The organism is Epilithonimonas sp. KH_059, assembly GCF_057838485.1.
Genome location: NZ_CM174468.1, coordinates 138,615 through 161,213, shown reverse-complemented (window position 1 = coordinate 161,213; position 22,599 = coordinate 138,615). Strand labels below are relative to the sequence as shown.

General features: G+C 41.7%; 18 protein-coding genes and 1 tRNA gene. 10 read left to right on the top strand and 9 right to left on the bottom strand.

Features of this window, described 5'->3' with window-relative positions; all coding sequences use genetic code 11:
* Nucleotides 1-10 precede the first annotated feature (10 nt).
* The 6 genes from AC3IRX_RS00735 to AC3IRX_RS00710 all read left to right on the top strand — a co-directional run bounded on the left by AC3IRX_RS00735 (nt 11) and on the right by AC3IRX_RS00710 (nt 7,968).
* Nucleotides 11-1,006 (top strand): FecCD family ABC transporter permease, encoded by a 996-nt coding sequence (locus tag AC3IRX_RS00735; protein WP_489210606.1) that lies wholly within the window; start codon nt 11-13, stop codon nt 1,004-1,006.
* The gene (locus tag AC3IRX_RS00730; protein ID WP_489210605.1) at nt 1,003-1,938 is read left to right on the top strand and encodes an ABC transporter ATP-binding protein; all 936 of its coding nucleotides are present in this window, start codon (nt 1,003-1,005) and stop codon (nt 1,936-1,938) included. Before AC3IRX_RS00735 ends, AC3IRX_RS00730 begins: the two co-directional genes overlap by 4 nt.
* Nucleotides 1,939-2,102: 164 nt before the next feature.
* Nucleotides 2,103-2,558, top strand: coding sequence for a MarR family winged helix-turn-helix transcriptional regulator (locus AC3IRX_RS00725; RefSeq protein WP_489210604.1), 456 nt, complete (start codon nt 2,103-2,105; stop codon nt 2,556-2,558).
* The gene (locus AC3IRX_RS00720) at nt 2,559-4,952 is read left to right on the top strand and encodes a 3-hydroxyacyl-CoA dehydrogenase/enoyl-CoA hydratase family protein (protein WP_489210603.1); all 2,394 of its coding nucleotides are present in this window, start codon (nt 2,559-2,561) and stop codon (nt 4,950-4,952) included.
* Between the two features lie 24 nt (nt 4,953-4,976).
* Complete coding sequence (locus AC3IRX_RS00715; protein ID WP_489210602.1) at nt 4,977-6,158, top strand: thiolase family protein; 1,182 nt, start codon at nt 4,977-4,979, stop codon at nt 6,156-6,158.
* A gap of 19 nt (nt 6,159-6,177) precedes the next feature.
* Nucleotides 6,178-7,968, top strand: coding sequence for an acyl-CoA dehydrogenase FadE (locus AC3IRX_RS00710; RefSeq protein ID WP_489210601.1), 1,791 nt, complete (start codon nt 6,178-6,180; stop codon nt 7,966-7,968).
* 148 nt (nt 7,969-8,116) lie between these two features.
* Here the strand turns inward: AC3IRX_RS00710 and AC3IRX_RS00705 are convergent, their stop codons facing one another.
* Nucleotides 8,117-9,646, bottom strand: a complete 1,530-nt coding sequence (locus AC3IRX_RS00705; protein WP_489210600.1) for a SulP family inorganic anion transporter — start codon at nt 9,644-9,646, stop codon at nt 8,117-8,119.
* A gap of 24 nt (nt 9,647-9,670) precedes the next feature.
* Nucleotides 9,671-9,982 carry a hypothetical protein gene (locus AC3IRX_RS00700; RefSeq protein ID WP_459112608.1) on the bottom strand — a complete coding sequence of 104 codons (312 nt, stop codon included), beginning with the start codon at nt 9,980-9,982 and terminating at the stop codon, nt 9,671-9,673.
* Between the two features lie 147 nt (nt 9,983-10,129).
* On the opposite strand from AC3IRX_RS00700, the gene AC3IRX_RS00695 reads away from it, so the two are divergent.
* Entirely contained in the window at nt 10,130-10,573 is a 444-nt protein-coding gene (locus tag AC3IRX_RS00695; protein ID WP_489210599.1) for a phosphohydrolase, read from the top strand.
* 8 nt (nt 10,574-10,581) lie between these two features.
* Here AC3IRX_RS00695 and AC3IRX_RS00690 read toward each other — a convergent pair whose 3' ends face one another.
* Complete coding sequence (locus tag AC3IRX_RS00690) at nt 10,582-11,292, bottom strand: DUF2490 domain-containing protein (protein ID WP_489210598.1); 711 nt, start codon at nt 11,290-11,292, stop codon at nt 10,582-10,584.
* A gap of 33 nt (nt 11,293-11,325) precedes the next feature.
* The gene (locus AC3IRX_RS00685) at nt 11,326-13,134 is read right to left on the bottom strand and encodes a TonB-dependent receptor plug domain-containing protein (protein WP_489210597.1); all 1,809 of its coding nucleotides are present in this window, start codon (nt 13,132-13,134) and stop codon (nt 11,326-11,328) included.
* A 277-nt stretch (nt 13,135-13,411) separates the two neighbouring features.
* On the opposite strand from AC3IRX_RS00685, the gene uvrA reads away from it, so the two are divergent.
* The gene (gene uvrA, locus AC3IRX_RS00680; protein ID WP_489210596.1) at nt 13,412-16,198 is read left to right on the top strand and encodes an excinuclease ABC subunit UvrA; all 2,787 of its coding nucleotides are present in this window, start codon (nt 13,412-13,414) and stop codon (nt 16,196-16,198) included.
* A 328-nt stretch (nt 16,199-16,526) separates the two neighbouring features.
* Here the strand turns inward: uvrA and AC3IRX_RS00675 are convergent, their stop codons facing one another.
* Nucleotides 16,527-17,420 carry an EamA family transporter gene (locus AC3IRX_RS00675; protein ID WP_489210595.1) on the bottom strand — a complete coding sequence of 298 codons (894 nt, stop codon included), beginning with the start codon at nt 17,418-17,420 and terminating at the stop codon, nt 16,527-16,529.
* A 386-nt stretch (nt 17,421-17,806) separates the two neighbouring features.
* Between AC3IRX_RS00675 and AC3IRX_RS00670 the strand changes: the two genes are divergently transcribed.
* Nucleotides 17,807-18,826, top strand: coding sequence for a M28 family metallopeptidase (locus AC3IRX_RS00670; protein WP_489210594.1), 1,020 nt, complete (start codon nt 17,807-17,809; stop codon nt 18,824-18,826).
* A gap of 110 nt (nt 18,827-18,936) precedes the next feature.
* Nucleotides 18,937-19,008: transfer RNA gene (locus tag AC3IRX_RS00665), tRNA-Arg, on the top strand.
* A 40-nt stretch (nt 19,009-19,048) separates the two neighbouring features.
* Here AC3IRX_RS00665 and AC3IRX_RS00660 read toward each other — a convergent pair.
* The 4 genes from AC3IRX_RS00660 to AC3IRX_RS00645 form a co-directional block, all read right to left on the bottom strand.
* Nucleotides 19,049-19,933 (bottom strand): AraC family transcriptional regulator, encoded by an 885-nt coding sequence (locus AC3IRX_RS00660; RefSeq protein WP_489210593.1) that lies wholly within the window; start codon nt 19,931-19,933, stop codon nt 19,049-19,051.
* 92 nt (nt 19,934-20,025) lie between these two features.
* Nucleotides 20,026-21,132 carry an alanine/ornithine racemase family PLP-dependent enzyme gene (locus AC3IRX_RS00655; RefSeq protein WP_489210592.1) on the bottom strand — a complete coding sequence of 369 codons (1,107 nt, stop codon included), beginning with the start codon at nt 21,130-21,132 and terminating at the stop codon, nt 20,026-20,028.
* Nucleotides 21,133-21,134: 2 nt separating this feature from the next.
* Nucleotides 21,135-21,569 (bottom strand): GNAT family N-acetyltransferase, encoded by a 435-nt coding sequence (locus AC3IRX_RS00650; RefSeq protein WP_489210591.1) that lies wholly within the window; start codon nt 21,567-21,569, stop codon nt 21,135-21,137.
* Between the two features lie 17 nt (nt 21,570-21,586).
* On the bottom strand, nt 21,587-22,495 hold the full coding sequence (locus AC3IRX_RS00645) for a universal stress protein (RefSeq protein ID WP_489210590.1): 909 nt from the start codon (nt 22,493-22,495) through the stop codon (nt 21,587-21,589).
* Nucleotides 22,496-22,599: the final 104 nt, after the last annotated feature.

Genomic DNA, 22,599 nt, shown 5'->3' with positions numbered 1-22,599 from the left:
ACAAAGCAAATTGAAATCCTTCCCCCGAAAACAAGCCCTAAACTTTAAGACTTTATGTCTACTGCTTGTTGTGCTCGCTTTGGTGGGTGTGGGAATCAATTTAAGCATTGGGTATTTGGATTTATCTTGGCAAGACTTTTTTTTCTCCACTCCCAACCAAAGCATTGCTTCTCTTCGAATCCATCGAGTCCTGGTCATGATTCTGGCGGGAATAAGCATTCCCACCTCGGGGTTTTTGCTTCAAGAATACTTTCAAAACCCGCTTGCGGGTCCTTCCGTTCTGGGAATTAGTTCGGTGGCCAGTTTGAGCGTTGCACTTTATATATTTCTTTCGTACGATCTAGAAGTTCCTGAATTTTTACAAAACGGCTTTATTTCACTTACAGCCATTGTAGGAAGCTTTCTTTTGATGCTCGTACTAATGTTAATCTCTAAGCGCTTTGAGGATCCTTCTTTCTTAATTATTTTCGGGTTCCTTATTTCTGCTTTGGCAGGAGCAGTGGTCTCTGTTCTCCAAGTGTATGCGGACAATCAAAGTTTGAAAAACTACATCCTTTGGAGCTTTGGGGCAAACAATCAAGTCAATCAAAATCAACTTCTGGTCCTCGCTTTCTTTGTGATTCTAGGGTTAGGGGTGAGTTTTCGAGCTATTAAACCTTTGATAGGCAGTTCTCTTGGACTCCCGTACGCTCAAAGCCTCGGGGTCAATCTCAACCATTTAAAATACCTCGTGATTTTTGCTTCGTCTCTTTTGTCTGCGAGCGTGACCGCATTTCTAGGCCCTATCCTATTTATTGGAATTGTCGTACCCCATTTTTCAAGGATGCTTTGGAATCCTTCTAAACTATGGCACCAATGGATTTTAAATATGCTAATCGGAGTTCTCATCATGCTAGTTTTCTCCAGTATAAGTGAGCTTACGCTCTACCCTATTAATGTGATTACTTCGCTCTTTGGGATTCCAGTGATCTTGCTTATGCTTCTAAAACCGAGAACTTCCTCATGAGCCTAAGTCCTTACATAGAATTAAAAAACGTCTCAATCGGCTATAAATTTCCGCTGATTTCGAAGGTAAATGCCACTCTTTCACAAGGAGAAGTGGTACTCTTGGTAGGAAATAACGGAGTGGGCAAAACCACTTTAATGCGCTCCCTGTTAGGACAAATACCGCTTCTTGAGGGAAGCATCCTCATGGATGGCAAGAACTTAAAGAATTTAAGTTCTGTAGAAAAGGCTCACCATACCGCCGTGGTGTTTTCCAAATCGAACGTACCGCCTCAACTTACTCTCTATGACCTTGTGGCCTTAGGGAAATACATTTACTATCCCTACTACATTAAACTAAGCCAATCTCATAAGGCAGAGGTGCAGGATATTATAGACAAGCTGGGACTTGAGTCCTACCAGCATCATTTGCTCTCGCAGCTCTCGGAAGGGAATCTTCAAAAAGCTTACATCGCAAGAGCTTTTTGCCAGAACTCGCCTTTTATATTGCTCGATGAGCCTACGGCTCATTTGGATGAACTCAACAAGATCATGATCTTGAAACTTTTAAGAGATCTCGCAAAATCCTACGGGAAGCTAATTCTATTCTCTTCTCATGATTTTCGGTTGGCCAAAGAATTTGCAGACAAAATTTGGCTTATCAAAGATTCTCAATTTTACAGCGGCGTTTCTGAGGATCTACTCTCGCAGCATCAAGAACTCATCCGACCCTTACTCTTTGATTTAAACCAAGGCTTTGTTCCTCCAGAGATAAAAGCGGGCCCACTTGAAAAGGAATTACTCTACTCTTTTTTGCAAAAACATTTTCAAAGCGATTTTTCTCAATTTAAGTTTGCTTCCTTTGAGGGCAAGTGGCAAGTCCATTTAGGGGAAAAAAAGTGGACTTTATCCTCCTATGAAGAATTACAGCGACTTTTACCTACCCTACTATAAATCAACTATTTACCTACTATCTTTTAATACTATGCATGCATAGTATTATGCAGCTCATACTATTTAAGCGCTTGATAATCAACAATTAACAAAAGATTAACAATTAAAATATATTATGCATGCATAAGATTTTCTATATTTGAAATAACGCAATCACATACACAATGAAAGTTACCTCAAAGGAGAAATCCGACAACATAGATTTGATCTTAAAGTCTACGTGGCTCGCAGTTTCCAAGATGTATTCAGACATGGCTTCCGAATACGACTCGACCGCAGCGCAGGCACTCACTTTACTCAAAATAGATCCCAAAGACGGCACCCGAAGCACGAATTTGGGACCCAAAATGGCCATTGAGCCCACTTCCCTCACCCGAATCGTGAAACTTTTAGAAGACAACGGGTATATATACAAAGAAAAGACGCAGCACGACAAGCGTGAGGTCATTATCAAACTCACGGAGAAAGGACTTCAACACCGGGACATTTCGAAAGATGTCGTTCTTAACTTCAATCAGATTATCGTGGATACAGTAGACAAGGAAAAACTCAAGGTTTTTCGAGAAGTGATGTCCACCATCTTAGAAACCGCTAAGCTATTAAACAATAAAAAGAAATAAATGAAACGCAGAATCAAACACGTGAGCGTTCTTGGATCTGGAATTATGGGATCTGGCATCGCAGCGCATTTCGCCAATATCGGCGTCGAAGTCCTGCTGTTAGACATTGTTCCAAATGAGCTCAATGCCGCAGAACAAAAAAAAGGCCTTAGCCTAGAGAGTAAAGCTGTACGTAATCGCATTGCGAACGAAAATTTAGAAAAGCTTAAAAAAGCAAACCCCGCTTTATTGTATTCCCCTACGTTCGCCTCCCGAATTAAGACGGGTAATTTTGAGGACGATTTAGAAAAGATTAAATCCACCGATTGGATTATTGAAGTGGTTGTCGAACGCATAGACATCAAGCGTTCGGTCTACGAGAAAATCGAGCAGCACAGAAAAAAAGGAACTCTGATTTCAAGCAATACTTCCGGTATTCCTATCAACCTTTTGGCTGAGGGTCGTTCGGAGGATTTCAAAGCCCATTTCGCGGGCACCCATTTCTTTAACCCTGTACGTTATTTGCCTCTACTTGAAATTATCCCTACGAAGGATACCCAGAGCGATGTTCTCGATTTCTACATGGAGTATGGATCTAAATACTTAGGCAAAACGACCGTTCTTGCAAAAGATACTCCTGCCTTTATCGCCAACCGTATTGGAGTTTTCTCCATCATGAACTTGCTTCATTCGGTAAGCGAACTAGGTTTAAACGTTACCGACATTGATAAACTAACAGGGCCTGTCATTGGCCGACCTAAATCCGCGACTTTCCGAACTGCGGATGTCGTCGGGTTAGATACCTTAGTGCATGTGGCAAAAGGCGTTCACCAAAGCGGAGTTGAACCGAACAATTTCAACGATGTTTTTCAACTTCCCGCATACATCGAAACGATGATGCAGAATCAGTGGTTAGGATCCAAATCCGGGCAAGGCTTCTTTAAAAAAGTGAAAAACAAGGACGGGTCCTCAGAAATCCTAGGCTTAAACCTCCAAACCATGGAGTACGAAGTGCAAGCAAAATCCAGTTTCCCGACCCTTGAACTCACCAAAGCAATTGATCGCCCCATTGACCGATTTAAAGTCTTAATTGGCGGAAAAGACAAAGCGGCTGAATTGTACCGAAAATCCTTCGGTTCCCTATTCGCTTATGTTTCTCATAAAATTCCAGAGATTTCAGACGAGCTGTATAAAATTGACGATGCGATGAGAGCCGGGTTTGGATGGGAAAACGGTCCGTTTGAGATTTGGGATGCCATTGGCGTAGAAAAAGGAGCAGCCCTTGCAAAAGAAGCAGGGTATGAAGTAGCTCCTTGGGTTCAAAATGTCAAGTCCTTTTACCAAGTTGACGACCAAGGACACAAACAGTTCTATACGCAAGAAGAGGAATCCTATAAAGGCGTCCCAGGACAAGAATCCTTTATTATCCTTGACAACATCCGAAAAGAAAAAACGCTTTGGAGCAATTCAGGAGCGGCCATTGTCGATTTAGGGGATGGAGTTATCAATTTTGAAATCCGTTCAAAAATGAATTCCTTAGGCGGCGAAGTTCTGGACGGACTAAACCGCGCCATTGAATTAGCGGAGAAAGACTACGAGGCCCTCGTAGTGGGTAACCAGGGGACGAATTTCTCTGTGGGAGCCAATCTGGCTATGATCCTAATGATGGCTATCGAGCAAGATTGGGACGATTTGAATATGGCCATTTCTTACTTCCAAAAATCCATGATGAGAGTTCGCTACTCCAGTGTTCCCGTCGTGGTGGCTCCCCATGGGATGACCCTTGGTGGTGGATGTGAAATGACCATGCACGCGGACCGAGTAGTCGCCGCAGCAGAAACCTACATTGGTCTTGTGGAAACAGGAGTGGGTGTAATCCCTGGCGGAGGTGGAACCAAAGAGTTCACCTTAAGAACCTCAAAAGAATTCAGCAAAGACGATGTGAAAACAAACCGTCTGCGCGATGTCTTTATGAACATCGCTATGGGAAAAGTAGCCACTTCTGCGTATGAAGCCTACGATATGGGAATTTTAGAACCTCACAAGGACCTTGTGGTGGTAGACAAAAACCGACAAATCAAGGAAGCGAAGAAAGTCGCTCTTCTTCTTGCTGAGCAGGGCTATACTCAGCCTATTGAACAAACCGTCACGGTGCTTGGAAAAGATGCCCTTGGAATGTTCTATGTAGGGACCGACCAAATGCTTGCAGGACGTTATATTTCAGAGCACGATAAGAAGATTGCGGACAAATTAGGCTACGTGATGGTTGGAGGAAACCTTTCTGAACCTACAGCCGTGAGTGAGCAGTACCTCTTAAACCTGGAACGTGAAACCTTCCTACAGCTCTGTGGGGAACGCAAAACGCTTGAGCGTATCCAGTATATGTTACAAAAAGGGAAACCCCTACGTAATTAATCTTTCATCTTAAAGAACAAAAAAATGTCAAAAGCAGCATATATCGTAAAAGGCTATAGAACAGCCGTAGGAAAAGCGCCCAAAGGAAGTTTGAGGTTCACAAGACCCGACGTCATGGCCGCAAGAGTAATTGAAAAACTAATGGCAGAATTGCCCGGTTTAGACAAAAACAGAATCGACGATTTAATCGTAGGAAATGCCATGCCTGAAGCCGAACAAGGGTTAAATGTCGCTCGTTTGATTTCCCTGATGGGACTCAACACGGAAAAAGTGCCTGGAGTGACAGTCAATCGCTACTGCGCCTCGGGTTCAGAAGCCATTGCCATTGCAAGTGCGAAAATCCAAGCAGGAATGGCCGATTGCATTATAGCAGGAGGTACGGAAAGTATGAGTTACATTCCGATGGGAGGCTACAAGCCCGTGCCTGAAGCCGACATGGCTAAAGCGAATCCCGATTACTATTGGGGAATGGGCTACACGGCAGAAGCTGTAGCCACTCAATTTAACATTTCTCGTGAACAGCAAGATGAGTTTTCATTCCGTTCGCATCAAAAAGCGCTAAATGCACTGGCGGAAGGGAAATTCGAAAGTCAAATCGTTCCTTTGCCTGTAGAGTATACTTTTTTGGATGAGAACCAAAAGGTACAAACCAAAAAGTTTGATTTCAAACAAGACGAGGGTCCACGAAAGGACACGTCCATGGAAGGACTTGCTAGACTTCGCCCTGTTTTTGCAAACGGAGGGAGTGTCACGGCCGGAAATTCATCTCAAATGTCTGACGGAGCTGCCTTCGTGATGGTTATGTCAGAAGATATGGTGAAAGAACTGGGGCTTGAACCTCAAGCGAGATTGGTGGCCTACGCAGCCGCTGGGTTAGAACCAAGAATCATGGGAATGGGTCCTTTGTATGCGGTTCCAAAGGCCTTAAAGCAGGCGGGACTTTCCTTAAAAGACATGGACCTTATTGAACTGAACGAAGCCTTCGCTTCGCAGTCCGTGGCACTGATCAAAGAACTGGATCTAAATCCAGACATTTTAAATGTCAACGGTGGAGCCATTGCACTTGGACACCCGCTTGGATGCACAGGAACGAAACTTACCGTACAACTAATGAACGAAATGAAAGCCCGAGGAGGAAAATACGGAATGGTGACCATGTGCGTAGGAACCGGACAGGGCGCAGCCTCTATTTTTGAAATACTATAACGAATAAAAAGTAAAAACAATGAGCGATACTGAAAACCGCACAATAAAAGGGGGTGAATTCCTAATCAAGGACATCCCAGCAGAAGAAATTTTCTCTCTAGAGGAACTTTCAGAAGAACAAAAAATGCTTCGCGATTCCCTTAAAGAATACATGGAACGTGAGGTCGACACAAAAAGAGAACGATTTGAGAAGAAGGATTATGCTCTGACTGAGGAGTGTATGAAACAACTTGGAGAACTTGGGGCTTTAGGAATTGCGGTTCCTGAAGCGTACGGCGGACTTGAAATGGGCTTTGTCACTACCATGCTTACCTGCGATGTGGTCTCAGGTTCAAACGGTTCTTTGGCTACCGCCTACGGTGCCCATACCGGAATTGGAACTCTCCCTATCCTACTCTATGGAACAGAGGAGCAAAAACAAAAATACTTACCGGCTTTAGCGACGGGAGAAAAGTTTGGTGCTTACTGTTTAACAGAACCGGACGCAGGATCCGATGCAAATTCAGGAAAAACCAAAGCAAAACTCTCCGCAGACGGAACTCACTATCTTGTGACAGGACAAAAAATGTGGATATCGAATGCAGGGTTTGCGGATACCTTTACTTTTTTCGCCAAAATTGAAGACGATAAAAACATCACCGGATTCGTGATCAATCGATCCGAACTTGAAAATCCAGAAAGCCTTACTTTAGGAGAAGAAGAACACAAACTGGGAATTCGCTCCTCCTCGACTCGTCAGGTCTTTTTCAATGAAATGAAAGTACCGGTAGAGAATTTACTTGGAGAAAGAAACAATGGATTTAAAATTGCCCTAAACGCACTGAATGCAGGACGTATCAAATTAGGAGCTGCCAATTTAGATGGACAAAGACGCATAACGAATCTTTCAATTGCGTACGCAAAGGAAAGAAAGCAGTTCGGCGTATCGATTTCCACCTTTGGAGCTATTCGTAAAAAAATAGCAGAAATGACGACGGGTATTTTTGTTTCGGAGGCCGCCGCGTACCGCGCAGCGAAAAACGTAGAAGACAAAATCAAAGAGAATGCAGCCTCTGGAATGGACCATCAGAAAGCAGAATTGAAAGCTTTAGAAGAGTTTGCAGTAGAATGTTCGATCTTGAAGGTTTACATCTCGGATTTAACCCAACACATCGCCGACGAAGGAATTCAGATTTACGGTGGAATGGGCTTCTCCGAAGACACTCCAATGGAAGCTGCATGGCGTGATTCCCGTATCGGTAGAATCTACGAGGGCACGAATGAAATCAACCGTCTACTAGCCGTAGGGATGCTAATCAAAAAAGCCATGAAAGGCGAACTTGATTTACTAAATCCTGCGATGGCGATCGGAAAAGAGCTGATGGGAATTCCCTCGTTTGATGTTCCCGATTTCTCCGAGTATATGTCGGAAGAAAAAGTGGTTCTTCATAACTTGAAGAAAGTCTTTTTAATGGTTTCTGGAGCTGCGCTTCAAAAATACATGACGGAGATTGAAAACCAACAGCATTTGCTTCTGAATGCCTCTGAAATCTTAAACCAGATTTACATCGCTGAATCCGCAATTCTGAGATCAGAAAAACATTTTTCAACCGATTCTGTAGAAGCGAACATGGCCAGACTCAATCTTTACAAAGCGGTGGAGAAAACCATCGTGGCAGCAAAAGAAGGAATTGTATCGTTTGCAGAAGGTGACGAACAGCGTATGATGCTTTCGGGTCTTAGACGATTCACGAAGTATACAAACACACCGAATGTAGTGGAGTTAACCGAGAAAATTGCGGCTCACTTCATTGACAAAGGAGCCTATTAAAAAAGAAGTATCCTTATTGAAAATAGTAGCCGTCTCAATACTGAGGCGGCTATTATTTTTGTAAATTATTTATAACAAAAAACTTTATTTCTTGTTTCTATTCGTACTGCTCGGCTCGTTTTACTGATTTCGTATTAGTACTTCGGGTCTATTTCATAACCACATAGGATGGATCCTCTAGAATATGAATGTCAATCACGGCATCTGCGTTGTTTAATAACTTTCGACAATCTGGACTTAGATGTTTTAAATGCAAAGTTTTGCCTTGTTTTGAATAGCGCTCGGTTAATTTATTTAGCGCATCGATTGCAGACATATCCACCACTTTGCTTTCCTTAAAATCGACCACAACTTTTAAAGGATCCCCTGAGGGATCAAATTTCTCGAGAAAAGCAGTTGTCGAGCCAAAGAACAATGGGCCATAGATTTCATAATGTTTCACACCTTCCGTATCGAGAAATTTACGGGCTCGAATGCGTTTTGCACTTTCCCAAGAAAACACAAGTGCGGCGAGTATTACCCCGATTAAAACGGCTAATGCCAAATTATGGCTAATGACTATGATTAAGGCCACTAGCACTCCGATCAAAATATCGGCTCTAGGCATCTTACGGATAATGCGAAAACTTGCCCATTCAAAAGTTCCAATGGCCACCATCATCATTACTCCGACCAAAGCGGCCATAGGGATTTGATCAATCACAGGACCCGCCACGAGAATAATTAACAAAATGCTTAGTGATCCAATGATAGCAGAAAGTCGTGTACGCCCTCCTGCACCAAGATTTACCATGGATTGAGCCACCATGGCACATCCGCCCATGGCACCAAAGAATCCATTGGTAACATTTGCTACACCTTGCGCCACAGCCTCTTTGTTGGAGTTTCCTTTCGTGGCCGTAATCTCGTCTACCATGTTTAAGGTCAAAAGACTCTCAATTAGTCCTACCCCAGCCATGACCAAAGCGTAGGGGAAAATAACCTGAAGAGTTTCGAAAGTAAAAGCTACATTGGGCACATGAAACTCGGGAAAGGAACCACTAACTGATGCAATGTCTTGAACTTGCCGAGTATCGATTCCCAGAAAATATACCAGGGCAAAAACCACCACAATAGCCACAAGAGAAGAGGGAACTACTTTTGTGAATTTAGGAAGCAGATACACAATAGCAATGGTCAAAAGAGTTAGAAATACCATTAAATAGAGGGCCGAGCCTTGTAACCAGCTTTCCGTTCCGTTTTGGAAAACCTTAAACTGTGAGAGTTGGGCCATGAAAATGATAACGGCAAGTCCATTCAAAAACCCATACATGACTGGCTGCGGAATTAAACGTACTAATTTTCCTAATTTTAAAACGCCGACTATCACCTGAATAAGACCTGCTAAGACCACGGCTGCCAAAAGGTACTCCACGCCGTGTGAACTCGCAAGCGCCATGAGTACTACAATAGTCGCCCCCGCTCCCCCTGAGACCATTCCAGGTCTACCTCCTAGAACTGCTGTCACAAGTCCCATTAAAAAAGCAGCATACAGTCCCGTTAAGGGTGAAAGACCTGCTAAAATAGCAAAGGAAAGAGATTCCGGAATCATCGTCATGGCCACGGTGAGACCTGCGAAAAGTTCATTTTTGAAATTTATTTTTTTTCGAAAATCAAAGAGATTGATTACTTTCTCCATAGGGACACGTTCAATAGGTAGGGATTAATTCAAAAAAATCTGAGAGAAAAGACTACTCACCCTTTCCATCTCCGACCTTAGTCCATAGACGAGCATGAGTTTTAGTTTGAAAAGAATAGGTTCCATCCCTGAGCTCAGCGCGGCCCATTGGGTTTCCGGTATTATGCTATAGCACTTTCCGTTTTGTTCCACAAAAAGAGCATTATCTACTAGCGAAACCCGAATGCGACTTACCACTTGGTAAAACGAAGTTTCGCTAAGTCTTTTAAACCCATCCATGCTTAATTCTTGACAAAGCTTATTAAATATTATTTGGCCTTCCGGCGATAAACTCATAGTAAAATCCGTTTTCGAGTTCAAAACTACTTAATAAGATTTAATTTAAAGACCCTTGCTCCTACTTTTTCACGAAAAATTGACACAATTAGTTTTTGTTCAAAACCAAAATAATAGTTAAATTTACTTTTCGGAACTTTCCCTTATATGACAAAACAAGAACTATTACACAAAGCAATTAAGATTGCCAACAAAGCGCACAAAGGTCAAACCGACCGCTATCACGCTCCTTACATAGCCCATGTTTTAAGAGTCTCCGCCGCAGGTCGCACACTCGACGAAAAAATTGTTGGAGCACTTCACGATGTGGTTGAAGACTGCCCAGAGTACAATTTGGAATACCTTGAAAGCGTTGGGTTTCCAAGCTATATACTCTTTGCCGTGAAATGCTTAAGCAAAATGGATCCTGAAGAAAGCTATAGCGACTTTATTTTAAGAATTGAAGCCTCCCCACTTGCCATTTCTGTCAAACTAAATGATTTAAGAGACAATATGGATCTTGCCCGGTATCCCGATGAACTTAGTTCTCACGATTTCAAGAGACTTCAAAAGTACCACAATGCGTACCGGTATTTAATTGCGAAATACTAAATGGAAAGTTAATCTGCGCTTGGGAAGCTATAGTCTTTTTCGTCGTCCGTGGAATCGATATTAATATTGAGCGCGAAATAAATGAAATTTATATTTTTATTCCCCTTGGAGGCAAATTCTCTTTGCCACAAATAACCGCCTGCGAGCCCAATGGTTTCGTCAACCTGATACCCTATACCACTATACAAACGATTCCGGGAGAAGGCATGCTCTGTTTTTGAAGGCGTAAAAAAGATTTCGTTGTACGCATTGACAGAAAGAGCTCCGGGTTCGATTTTCTTTTTATTTAAGGGCACCGAAACGTTTAAACGGTAACGAAATCTTGTTCTACCGCTTTTCTTATCTACGTCGGGTTCGTAAAACCAACTTTTCTCCGCTCGCACTCTATTTTCAAACTTGACGACTCCTTTTTGCAGGTTCACCACGTCTTGCAACCAAATTCTAAATTCTTCTTTGTCCAAATTATGCTCGGAATAATTGGCATACCTTCCGATTCCCAGCAAAGGTTTGTGATTGGAAGTTAAATTATACCCCAACCCTCCTTTGACTTCATAGTAGTCAGGATACGAAAAATCCTCAATTCCTCTTAGCTGAATTTCCCCAAAAACAAAAAATTTCGGGTGGAATTTGTAATTAATGCTCATCGAATTGTAGCTCGAGAGCTGCGCGCTATGAAGAACTGCCCAGAAAAAAGCAAGGAAGATGGATATTTTTTTCATGGGCGTAAAAGTACGAATTTTTATTGATTCTCTTTATTTGAAATCAAGTCTCATACTTGCTCCCACTTGAAAATAACGGCCCGGCATCGGTACGCCAAAGGCTTCGTGGTACTGCGTATTCGTTAAGTTCTGCAACAACAGAAAAAGTTCCACCTGTGAAAGCTCGTACTGCAGTTTCGCATCGAGGAGGTGATAACTATATCCGTCTGCTCTCGATTGGAAACGGTACACCCACTCACTGGTAAGATGCTTTGTCAAGCGATTCTCAAGTTTTCCGATTACCTGATGACGTTGATGATCGAGTACATATTTGGAAATCTCTGCTTTGGTGTCAAGCTCTTGATTTAAATAAGTATAGCCTAGGGAATAAGACTTTACGAAACGATTCGGTCGCATGGAGAGCTCAGCCTCAAATCCGAGGGTAGAAATATTCCCTACGTTTTGAGCCACCCAAGGATCCATAGGCTCGTTTTTAATCCAGTCAATTCCATTCTTCGTTTCTCGACCAAAGACACTCGCCTTGGCAAGAATCCCCTTATGCAAATACCGATATCCAAACTCATAGCTAAATGCATTTTCAGGACTTAAATCGGGATTTCCTATCTCGGTTTTGCTCACATAATACAAGTCTGTAAAAGTCGGGATGCGATGGACTCTTGCGGCGTTTGCATAAAGTTTATGGCTAGGATTAAAGTTGTACCCTAGATCAAGACCCGGATAAAAGAAGGAACCCACGCCAGAGTAATTCGCCCAAGTGATTCCAGGGACAATTTGCAATTCTTCCTCGAAGAAGGAAAAATGATGCTCAAAGAATCCTTGCGCTAAGAAACGGTTTCTTCCCCCAAGATTGTTACTCGCTAAATCCTCTTGTCTTAGTTCGATTCCAACACCGGAATACCCAAGTTTCGATGGGATTCCCACATTAATTTCCCCACCGTACGTATTGCCAATGTGCATATTTCGATAGCCCTGTGGCATGGCGCGGTCATACAGGTAGAGATCTTGTCCTCTTCGCCAAAATAGATTTGATTTAAGCTGGACCTTCCCCACGGCTTTCTCCAGTCCAATACTTACAACAGAAGCCTGAGTTTCTTCGTATTGTTCCGTGGCCAACGGCGAGGCATAAAACCCATTGGCTCCAAATTTCCTCTCCGTGAATCCTGCTTGAAATTTAAGTTTTCCCTCAGGGATACGAAGTTCATTTTGATAAAAAACATTTTGAATTTTATAATCGGTATTGTGTCGATAGCCCTCTGAGGCACTTGTTGAGGTTTGAAGTAAATGCCGGAAATTTTCCGTTCCTAGCGCAGCACTTGCGCTGAGTCCGTAGGAAGAGTAGTCCCCTAGTTCCGCTTTGATTCGAACATGATCCTTTTCACTTATCCTTGTGACTACATTGACAACCCCTGCGAATGCATTGTTACCAAAACGCCGCGCAGCAGGGCCTTTTACAATTTCAATTCTCTCTACATTCTCTAGATCCACAGGTATGTTAAAGGAATTGTGTCCAGTTTGCGCGTCGTTCATGCGGATTCCGTTAATCAAAATCAGGGTTTGTTCAAAAGAGCCTCCCCGAATTGAGACATCCGATTGAACACCGGACACGCCTCGGCGCTGTACATCAAGCCCTAAGGTTTGCTGCAGAATTTCATCCAAACTTTGCGCAGGAGAACTTTCAATATCCCGTCGGGTGATTACCACCGTATTTTCATTGAGAGTTTTATAAGAAAGTGACATGAATTTCCCTTCAATAGAAACTTCCTCTAATTCGGTTTCTTGACTCTGCCCAAAAAGGGACATCCCAACAAAAAGGGCGAAAATCGCGACTCTGGATCTTTTCATAAATGTAAAATTTTAACAAATAATCTAAAATTGTATAATCTAATAAATTGCCAAAAACACTTTATTGATGAGTATTTTGCGCAATTTTAGGGGCAAATATAATTATGTTTTTCGCAATACAACAAGGATAATTACACTATTTATCTATGGAAATTCTAATTTAAATTGGCGAAACCTATAAGAGCACTAATTCAGAAAATGGTTCCAAAGATTCTTCCCATCAATGCACCGCACTAGGCAAATATTTTTGCGTAATTTTGTGCTCTCGAATTTCAACATGAAAACATCTGATGCTATCGATATTAAGAAGGAGCTATTTGTCAAAAATGCCCATCTTAACAATCTCAAACATATTGACGTCCTGATTCCCAAAAACAAACTCGTGGTGATTACAGGCGTTTCCGGAAGCGGAAAATCTTCTCTTGCCTTTGACACCATTTATGCCGAGGGTCAAAGGAGGTACGTGGAAAGTTTAAGTTCCTACGCAAGACAATTTTTGGGCAAACTAGAAAAACCCAAAATTGACGACATCAAGGGACTAGCACCCTCCATTGCCATTCAACAAAAGGTAATTTCCTCTAATCCTCGATCCACGGTGGGTACTTCCACGGAGATCTACGACTATCTGAAATTGCTCTTCGCGCGAATTGGAAGAACCTTTTCACCCGTATCGAACCGCGAGGTCACCAAAGATACGGTGACAAGCATTATAGACTTTCTAAAAACCCAAGAGAAAGAAACCCCTTTTCTACTTCGTGTCCCGCTTCGTTTTACAAAAGCAGATTTCAGTGAAGTTTTGAAAACCTTGAAACTCTCGGGATTCAACCGACTTGAGGTCGATGGAAATGTAGTGGCTATTGAGGATCTTGAAAGCTTTGGATTTGTTCCTGAGCCTAAAATGGAAGTAAATCTACTCATTGAGAGGTTTTTCTATCAAGAGGAAGAAAGCTTTCTTCAACGTTTAGCCGATTCAATCCAACTCGCCTTTTACGAAGGAAGAGGCAATCTTTCGCTTAAAAACACGCAAACCCAAGTAGTTTTTGAATTTTCCAATAAATTTGAATTGGACGGCATTGAATTTCTAGAACCCAATGTTCATTTCTTTAGTTTTAACAACCCTCTAGGCGCCTGCCCTACCTGTGAGGGCTACGGAAAAGTGATTGGAATTGATCCCGATTTGGTGATTCCTAACAAAAGTCTTTCTTTGTACGAAGATGCGGTGGCTAGCTGGAGAGGAGAAAGCATGAGCGAATGGAAGAAAGAATTTATTAAAAAAGCACAAGACTTCCCGATTCATAAGCCTTACAATGAACTCTCCAAAGAGCAAAAGAATTACTTATGGAAAGGAGACGGTTCTAAAAACTTCCCTAGTATTGATCGCTTCTTTGCAATGGTGGAAGAAAACCTATACAAAATTCAGTACCGTGTGATGCTTTCGCGCTACCGCGGGAAAACCCTTTGCCCTACATGCGAAGGGCTACGACTTCGAGAAGAAACCCAGTGGGTCAAAGTAGACTCCCACTCTATTCAATCCTTAATCGAGCTGCCTTTGGATGAACTCCAAGTGGTAATGGAATCACTTGAACTAAACCCTTACGATCAAGAGGTGGCCAAAAGATTGCTTTATGAAATTCGAACTCGAATTGATTTTCTTTTAAAAGTAGGACTAGGCTATTTAAATTTGAACCGAACCTCCAATACCCTTTCCGGTGGAGAGAGTCAGCGAATCAATTTAGCCACAAGCCTTGGAAGCTCCCTCGTAGGGTCCATTTATATCCTCGATGAGCCCTCTATTGGACTCCACTCGAGAGACACCGAAAACTTAATCCATGTTCTAAAAAATCTTAGAGATTTAGGCAATACTGTGATTGTGGTGGAACACGACGAAGACATCATGCGCGCAGCGGATTATATCGTTGACATTGGTCCAGAGGCTGGCTACTTAGGTGGGGAACTTGTGTTTGCAGGGGATTTTACTGCCCTCAAGAACGCCGATACCTTGACCTCTAAATACCTAACCGGAAGACTTGAGATTAAAGTCCCAGCCAAAAGAAGAGAACCCAAAGAATATGTAAAAGTTCGAGGGGCTCGAGAAAACAACCTCAAAAACATGGATGTAGATCTACCCCTTGAGATGCTTACGGTCATTACCGGGGTTTCAGGAAGTGGAAAATCTACTCTCATGAAAGACATTGTGAAGAATGACATTCAAATTCAACTGGGACATGGAGGGAAACAAGGGGATTATGACAGTGTAAGTTTTCCTAAAAAATTAGTGAAAAACCTAGAGCTTATTGATCAAAATCCAATTGGGAAATCTTCCCGATCCAATCCCGTTACCTATCTAAAAGCCTACGATGACATTCGAGAGTTATTTGCAAAGCAAAAACTTTCCAAAATGATGGGATACAAAACCAAGCATTTCTCTTTCAACGTGGACGGCGGACGATGCGACGAATGCAAAGGAGAAGGCGTCATTAACGTGTCCATGCAGTTTATGGCAGACATCGAAATTGAATGTGAGGTTTGCAAAGGCGCGAGGTTCAAAAATGAGATTCTCGAAGTTAAATTTGACGACAAAAACATTTCAGACATCCTTCACCTCACGGTGGACGAAGCCCTTGCGTTTTTCCAAGACAACGAGGAAACCAAAATCGTGACCAAATTAAGACCGCTCCAAGATGTGGGTCTTGGTTATTTGCAATTAGGACAAAGCTCCTCTACTCTTTCCGGTGGGGAAGCCCAGCGTATAAAGCTGGCCTCTTTCCTTGTGAAAGGGTACACGACAGACAAAACCTTATTTATTTTTGACGAACCCTCCACGGGGCTTCATTTCCATGACATTCAAAAACTACTTACTTCCCTACAGGCTTTGATTGAACTGGGCCATTCGGTCATGGTCATTGAACACCAACCCGATATTATGAAATCAGCCGATTACATTGTGGACATCGGTCCTGAGGCTGGAAAACACGGCGGTGAGCTGGTTTTCACAGGTACACCCGAGGAACTTGCAAAAAACAAAGAGTCTCGCACGGCAGAATATGTCGCTGAAAAACTATAGATAAATCATGCTGATTTACAAATTGTTACCATCGATTAATCCACAAAATTTTGTGGATAAGACGTGAATCTTAACATTCTATTCATTTGGACTTTCATTTTTTTAAGTATCTTTGAAATGTACTCGAAAAAGAAAATCAAATGAAAATTCATTTTCCCATCGTAGAAATCCTCAAATATCGAAGATAAAATCTAGAGAGAAGCACCGTCGGCTTCTCTTTTTTGTTGTTGTTTAATCAAAAAAATGAGATGTCTTTATCTAGCAAATCCGTTCGGGGAGAACGGATTTGTTTTTCGTTGAGAATCTAGTATAGACTTCCTTTGCAAGGTTATTTCTTGAAAAGGGCAAGGATCTTCTTCTCGAATAGATTAAAGACAAGTCCACTTAATATAAAGGCGGACGCGCTTAGCTTCCATGGGGTTAGTTCTTCCCCAAGAAAAAGAGCCGTACTTAGAAAACCAACCACGGGAATCAAAAGGGTGTACGGAACTACAACCGAAGTGGCATACTTGTTCATTAAAAAAGCCCAAAGCCCATACGCTAAATGGGTAGAGAAATAAACCACATAAAGTACGGCCCCTACCGTCACCCACGAAATCTTCTGAATGGATTGTACAATGAGCTCGGGCCCGTCTACCAAAAACGAAGTCGCAGCCATAAAAGGAAGGGCAATCAAATTGCCCCAAACCACAAGGGCCAAAGGAGAGTCTGCATTAATCTTTTTCGTAAAGATATTTCCTAGTGCCCAAGATAGCGCAGCTAGAACCGTGAGCACCAAACCAATGAGAGTTACGCCTCCACCTACCTTCGAGGCCACGATCCCTAACCCTATAAAGGAAATGAGAGATCCTGTAATTTTAATAATCCCCGGTTTTTCATTAAAAAGCAAATAGGCTAGTCCAATCGAAAAGAAGACCTGGACCTGCACCACCAAGGAGGCAAGTCCGGGTGACATTCCAAAGTAAATGCCACTAAACATCAGTCCAAACTGAATGGCAAAATTAAAAAGTCCAAAGGCTACCAGAGTAAGAAAAGGCGCTTTGGGTCTAGGAAGAAAAAACACAAAAGGAATCGCAGACATCGCAAAACGAATCGTACAGAAAAGAAAGGGAGGAAGTTCCTTCAAGCCCACAAATATGGCGATAAAATTGAGTCCCCAAACCAGGACCACTAAAAGCGCAAACAAAAGATGTTTTGTAGACAAATGAGTAGCTGCGCTCATGGATTGAATTTCATATTAGGGTTTGTGTTAATGGAACTAAATTTGTTCTTGTCCAGTTCTTTTTGCGCGGTCCTGACTAGAAGGGCTTTTACCTTGATCGTCCTCGCTTAATTCTTCGGTAAAATTACGCAACAAAACCCTTAAATATCTATTTCTGCGCTTCTAATTTTTATTCTTCCAATTAAGTTAGATTTAAAGCGCTCATCGTATTGATTTTAGGAAAGTTACTCTCCACCAACGTTATGTGAATTCCCCAAATCCCATTCGCATTTCTACCCTCAACAGACTAAATTCATTCACCCAACCCCTATGAATATCGCTATGCACCGCACATCATAGCCAAATTACCATTTAATTTTTTTACCTTTAAAAAAAATTTGATATTTATGAGAAAACCAATTGTTCTATTGTTTTCCGCTTTTATCCTCAGTAGTTGCGCGGTCAACATGGGGTACGACGGAAAGGCATTTAAATCTTCTTACGAATCTATTAGTGCCCAGGATTTGAAAAAACACCTTTATATCGTAGCATCCGATGAGATGGAAGGAAGGGCTACCGGAAGCGAAGGGCAGAAAAAAGCGGGAAATTACCTGATTTCTGAATATGGGAAAATTGGGGTTTCTCATCCCGCATCGATGAGCAATTTCTATCAAAAAATTCCTTCTGCCTATTTCGGAAATCGTAGAGGAGCCACGCATCCTGATTCCGAAAACATTTTAGCTTATATCGAAGGGTCTGAAAAGCCTGAGGAACTTATCGTAATTTCTGCACATTACGATCACGTTGGTAAAAACAAGGAAGGAGTTGTATACAATGGAGCCGATGATGACGGAAGTGGTACAGTAGCCCTTCTTGAAATTGCAGAAGCTTTTAGCAAAGCTAAAAAAGACGGAAAAGGTCCTAAAAGATCGATTCTATTCCTTCACGTAACCGCGGAAGAAATTGGACTTCAAGGTTCTCGTTTCTATACAGAGAATCCCGTATTTCCTTTAGCCTCTACAGTTGTGAACTTAAACATCGACATGATCGGAAGAAGTGATCCTGAAAACGAAGGAAAGGATTATGTTTATGTAATCGGTTCTGAAATGCTTTCTTCGGAATTAAAAACCATTAATGAGGCCGCAAATAACAAAACGACGAAATTAGATCTGAACTATAAATACGACGATCCAGCGGATAAGATGAGACTATACTATAGAAGTGATCATTACAATTTCGCGAAGAACAATGTGCCTGTCGCTTTTTATTTTGACGGAATCCATGCCGACTATCACAAAACGACCGACACTCCTGACAAAATCGATTACGATCTACTTCAAAAGAGAACGCAACTCGTTTTTGCCACAGCGTGGGAACTTGCAAACCGTGACAACCGAATTATTGTCGACGGAAAGAACACAAGATAAACGAAAACAAAATAACACAAAGTCCCCAACTGCTCTTGCATTGGGGATTTGTTATTTGTATTTTTGTGTTCCCTATTTTCAATAGTAGGCGCAATCTAATGCCCTTTCAAGGCTCCATAGTTCAACGGATAGAATAGAAGTTTCCTAAACTTTAGATCCAAGTTCGATTCTTGGTGGAGTCACGAGCTAAGTTTGAAACTGTTTTTCAAAGTAGCACCTAAACTAATTCACCTTGGACTGGTTTCGAAATTCTACGGGTGTAGAGCCCACCTCATTTCGAAAGTACTTTCCAAAATGGGAATTGTCGCTAAATCCCAATTCCAAAGAAACTTGACGAACCGATAGATCGGAATGAGCCAAAAGTCGTTTGGCTTCTAAAACGGTGCGGTTTTTTATTAAAGTACCCGCCGCTTTTCCTAGTACTTCCTTCACCACCGCATTTAAATAGTTCGGGGTAATGGAAAGGAGCTTCGCGTAATCCTTTGTTAATTTCAGTTCTCTAAAATGCTGTCCAACCAGCAATACGAATTCCTGTACGAGGGCACTTTTGTGGTCTGTTTTATTATTGCGGTAGTTCGACTGCTCTGGACTTTGTTGAATCTTTAAAACGCATGCCTTCAGAAAAAGGCAAATGATTTCATTTGAAAACTCTTGGCCTTTTAAAAACTCGTAATATATACTTTCAAAAAGAACAGTCCAAGAACCCATTTCTTCTGGTGCCACATCAATATAGCTAGGCAAATTGTCTAACGCAGAGTCGCTTTTAATGGATTCATTTCCTGTATAAATTAGATTGTAGAAGGACCTAGAGAATAAAATCACATACCCTTTTAAATCTCCCTGCACGTTCCAGGAATGAATCTGATCATAATTGATAAAGAACAGTCGTCCTGCATTCAGTTCATACTCTTCAAAATCAATTACATGTGATCCATGTCCTTTTAAAGTGAAGATGAAGGTATAGAAATTATGACGGTGCGATTTTGAGAGGTGCTCTGCATCTTTCAAAAAGGTTTCAAATTCATATATGTTAAATCCATCGAAATCGCTTGCAGAACCTCGAATTGTATCAATCGTATATTTTTTAGGTGTTTTATTCCCTTTCATTTGTGAAGCAAAATTACCGAGTAAAGATAAAAAATACCAGCCAATCCTAGCCTAAAACTGCAAAGCAAACTTAGAAACAAACCTCAGGACCACTAGGCTTCGTGCAGAGGTTCTAGATTTTTGTAATCTTCCTCTAGCATTTTTGTAACGTAGTCCGAGTTCATTAAACTCAAAAGCCCCATATAGTTGATCTTGAAAGTCATGAAATCCCCAACCTTGTAAGGCCTATCTGAATTCTCAAGGTCCATTACAAGCATGTCCGAACTTCCGCCAATGATATTCAAATCCGGATCTGTCGGGGTAAGGTCACTTGGATTCATTTCTAAAAGTCCAATGTCCAGCAAGGCTCGTCTTGTGCTCTCCGAAAAATCTTGATCACTAAAATCCTTTTGTTCTCCTGTTAAGTTAAGGCCCAGGGTTCCCTCAGGGACATTGGGTTTGTTTTTAATCTCAATGATCTCTGCATGAAGCATAAAAACATCTTGGTGCATGGCCTCAATCTCTGTACTATCAAAGACATCCGTACCAAAATAGAGACTCTCTCCCACTCGGAAGTGGTTAATGTAAGAAGGCAGCTCGTTTCGAAGAATCAAGGGAATCGTCACAGAAGCACCGCCAGAGACATAAGGAATCCGGATTCCAAATTTCTGTTCAATCTCTAGTTTGCTTTCGTGAAGCTCCTTCATCTTTTCGTAGTCCGGTAGCACACCATTGAGACAAGTCAAATTGGTTCCGATACCGACAATCTCAATATTTGGAAGATCTTTGATCTTCTCAAAGAAACTTAAGAGGCGGCCGCGGACGACTCCTTCTCTTAACTCTCCCATCTCGACCATAATGAGTGTCTTATGAATCTTGCCAAGCTCAACCGCTCGTTTAGAAAGGTAGACCAACGTCTCTACTTCCGTATTAAAACTAACGTCTGCATACTGCAAAATATCATCCGCAAAAGTTATTGGAACCGGCTTTATATAAACCGTTTGGACTTCAGGCGAGATCCGTTTGATTGCCTCTAAATTAGAGATTCGAGAATCACAAAACTCTTCGATTGGAAGACTAAGTACTTCTTTTAAAAAGACCTCATTGCCACAAAGCACTTTGGTCACGATACTCCATTCAATGTAATGCTTCTTAAAGAGCGAGTCTAGGAAGAAGAAGTTATGATGGAGCTTTTCTTTATTAAGGGTTACAATGGACATACCTAGGAATTAAGTCTCATTTCGAGATACTTCGAAGTAAAGCCCAGTTTTTCATAGAGCTTTCTTGCAGGATTATCGGGCTCGCAGTGCAGAGCGATACCGCCTTCACAAACTTTAATGGTCTCTTCCATAAGGGTACGACCAATTCCTTTTCCACGATAGTCCTTATGGGTAGCGATATAGACTAGAATATTAGCCGGTATATATCCATCCATTCCTGTTTGGTTCACAATAACAGCGCCCACCAAGGTGGCCCCGTCTTGTGCGAGCAAAAGGTGTCCGCCTTTTCCGTTTGCAAAATCGGAGATATAATCTATCGATTTTGATATGTCTTCTTTGGAATCTCCAAATTCTTGGAGGTGCTCAAAAAGGAAGGACACAACCTCTTCTTGATGAGACTTTGAAATTTCAACATTTGAAAATTTTATAATTTGCATTGTAATGTTTTTTAAAGTTATACCGGGTACATTGGGTATGGAATCTGAACGTAAGTCTGAACCAAATTCTCAGGTTCATTCTTACGGTAAAAGAGCACAGGCACTTCGGATTTACTAATAATGTTTTCCGTAAAGTTATTTTTAAATAACTTCTTAAGACTTCGCTCTGTGGTCACATTTACTGCGAGTAGATCAGGACCGAATTTTGAGACTTGTGCTAGGATTTCCTTGGCAGGACTGTCGGTGGTTACCGTATCGACTCTTCCCACCTCAAGTTTTTTGCGTCGCATTCTCACTTTCAAGAATTTAAGCGCATTTCCAATCGGACGACTATCTTCCTCTCTTTTCTGAGAAGACCTCACTCCGAACAGATGCACAGTCGCCTTTTTTCGAAGCAGTACGGGCATCAATGAATTTAATTTTGAGATAACCCCGTCCACTTCTCTCACTGGGTAAATCACACTTCTAAGTTCCTTAATTTCACAGAATTCAGGAACTGTAATGACAGGCACTTCGCTCTGACTCACGACCGAATACGCTTTGTTTGTCGAAAAAAGGTTCGTAATCTTCTTGAGCCCTACGCTCATAAGAACTAAGTCTATGTTTTGTTTAGGAACGTAATCTCTAACGACAGCCGTTAACTCTCCTACCTGAGACTCTATAATCACAGGAATGTTCGCCTGGGACTCAATGGTTTCTTTTAGCTTTTGTAATTTTCTTTCTGAACGTTCGAGAATTGCAGCACCATGAAAAAAGAATTTCCCAGAAAAGGCGCTACCCGAACCTAATAAATTTGAATCCACCACATGCAATAGATGCAGTGTGGCTGAGTTTTGGGTTGCAATTTGCACCGCAAGATTAACCACGTTTAATGGGTTCCTTGAAAAATCCAAGGGAATTAAAATCTTTTTTATATCATGCTCCATAATTTCCATACGGTGCAAAGATAAAACAGACCATCTTTAAACTATGGGTAAATAATTACTGTTTATGGTACAATTTATCTTAATACCCGTTTGGAAGGGACTTC

What these genes read in the sequence shown, in the direction of transcription:
- AC3IRX_RS00730 (WP_489210605.1), top strand. Translation starts at nt 1,003, where the DNA reads ATGAGCCTAAGTCCTTACATAGAATTAAAAAACGTCTCAATCGGCTAT.
- AC3IRX_RS00725 (WP_489210604.1), top strand. Translation starts at nt 2,103, where the DNA reads ATGAAAGTTACCTCAAAGGAGAAATCCGACAACATAGATTTGATCTTA.
- AC3IRX_RS00720 (WP_489210603.1), top strand. Translation starts at nt 2,559, where the DNA reads ATGAAACGCAGAATCAAACACGTGAGCGTTCTTGGATCTGGAATTATG.
- AC3IRX_RS00715 (WP_489210602.1), top strand. Translation starts at nt 4,977, where the DNA reads ATGTCAAAAGCAGCATATATCGTAAAAGGCTATAGAACAGCCGTAGGA.
- AC3IRX_RS00710 (WP_489210601.1), top strand. Translation starts at nt 6,178, where the DNA reads ATGAGCGATACTGAAAACCGCACAATAAAAGGGGGTGAATTCCTAATC.
- AC3IRX_RS00705 (WP_489210600.1), bottom strand. Translation starts at nt 9,646, where the DNA reads ATGGAGAAAGTAATCAATCTCTTTGATTTTCGAAAAAAAATAAATTTC.
- AC3IRX_RS00700 (WP_459112608.1), bottom strand. Translation starts at nt 9,982, where the DNA reads ATGAGTTTATCGCCGGAAGGCCAAATAATATTTAATAAGCTTTGTCAA.
- AC3IRX_RS00695 (WP_489210599.1), top strand. Translation starts at nt 10,130, where the DNA reads ATGACAAAACAAGAACTATTACACAAAGCAATTAAGATTGCCAACAAA.
- AC3IRX_RS00690 (WP_489210598.1), bottom strand. Translation starts at nt 11,292, where the DNA reads ATGAAAAAAATATCCATCTTCCTTGCTTTTTTCTGGGCAGTTCTTCAT.
- AC3IRX_RS00685 (WP_489210597.1), bottom strand. Translation starts at nt 13,134, where the DNA reads ATGAAAAGATCCAGAGTCGCGATTTTCGCCCTTTTTGTTGGGATGTCC.
- uvrA (WP_489210596.1), top strand. Translation starts at nt 13,412, where the DNA reads ATGAAAACATCTGATGCTATCGATATTAAGAAGGAGCTATTTGTCAAA.
- AC3IRX_RS00675 (WP_489210595.1), bottom strand. Translation starts at nt 17,420, where the DNA reads ATGAGCGCAGCTACTCATTTGTCTACAAAACATCTTTTGTTTGCGCTT.
- AC3IRX_RS00670 (WP_489210594.1), top strand. Translation starts at nt 17,807, where the DNA reads ATGAGAAAACCAATTGTTCTATTGTTTTCCGCTTTTATCCTCAGTAGT.
- AC3IRX_RS00660 (WP_489210593.1), bottom strand. Translation starts at nt 19,933, where the DNA reads ATGAAAGGGAATAAAACACCTAAAAAATATACGATTGATACAATTCGA.
- AC3IRX_RS00655 (WP_489210592.1), bottom strand. Translation starts at nt 21,132, where the DNA reads ATGTCCATTGTAACCCTTAATAAAGAAAAGCTCCATCATAACTTCTTC.
- AC3IRX_RS00650 (WP_489210591.1), bottom strand. Translation starts at nt 21,569, where the DNA reads ATGCAAATTATAAAATTTTCAAATGTTGAAATTTCAAAGTCTCATCAA.
- AC3IRX_RS00645 (WP_489210590.1), bottom strand. Translation starts at nt 22,495, where the DNA reads ATGGAGCATGATATAAAAAAGATTTTAATTCCCTTGGATTTTTCAAGG.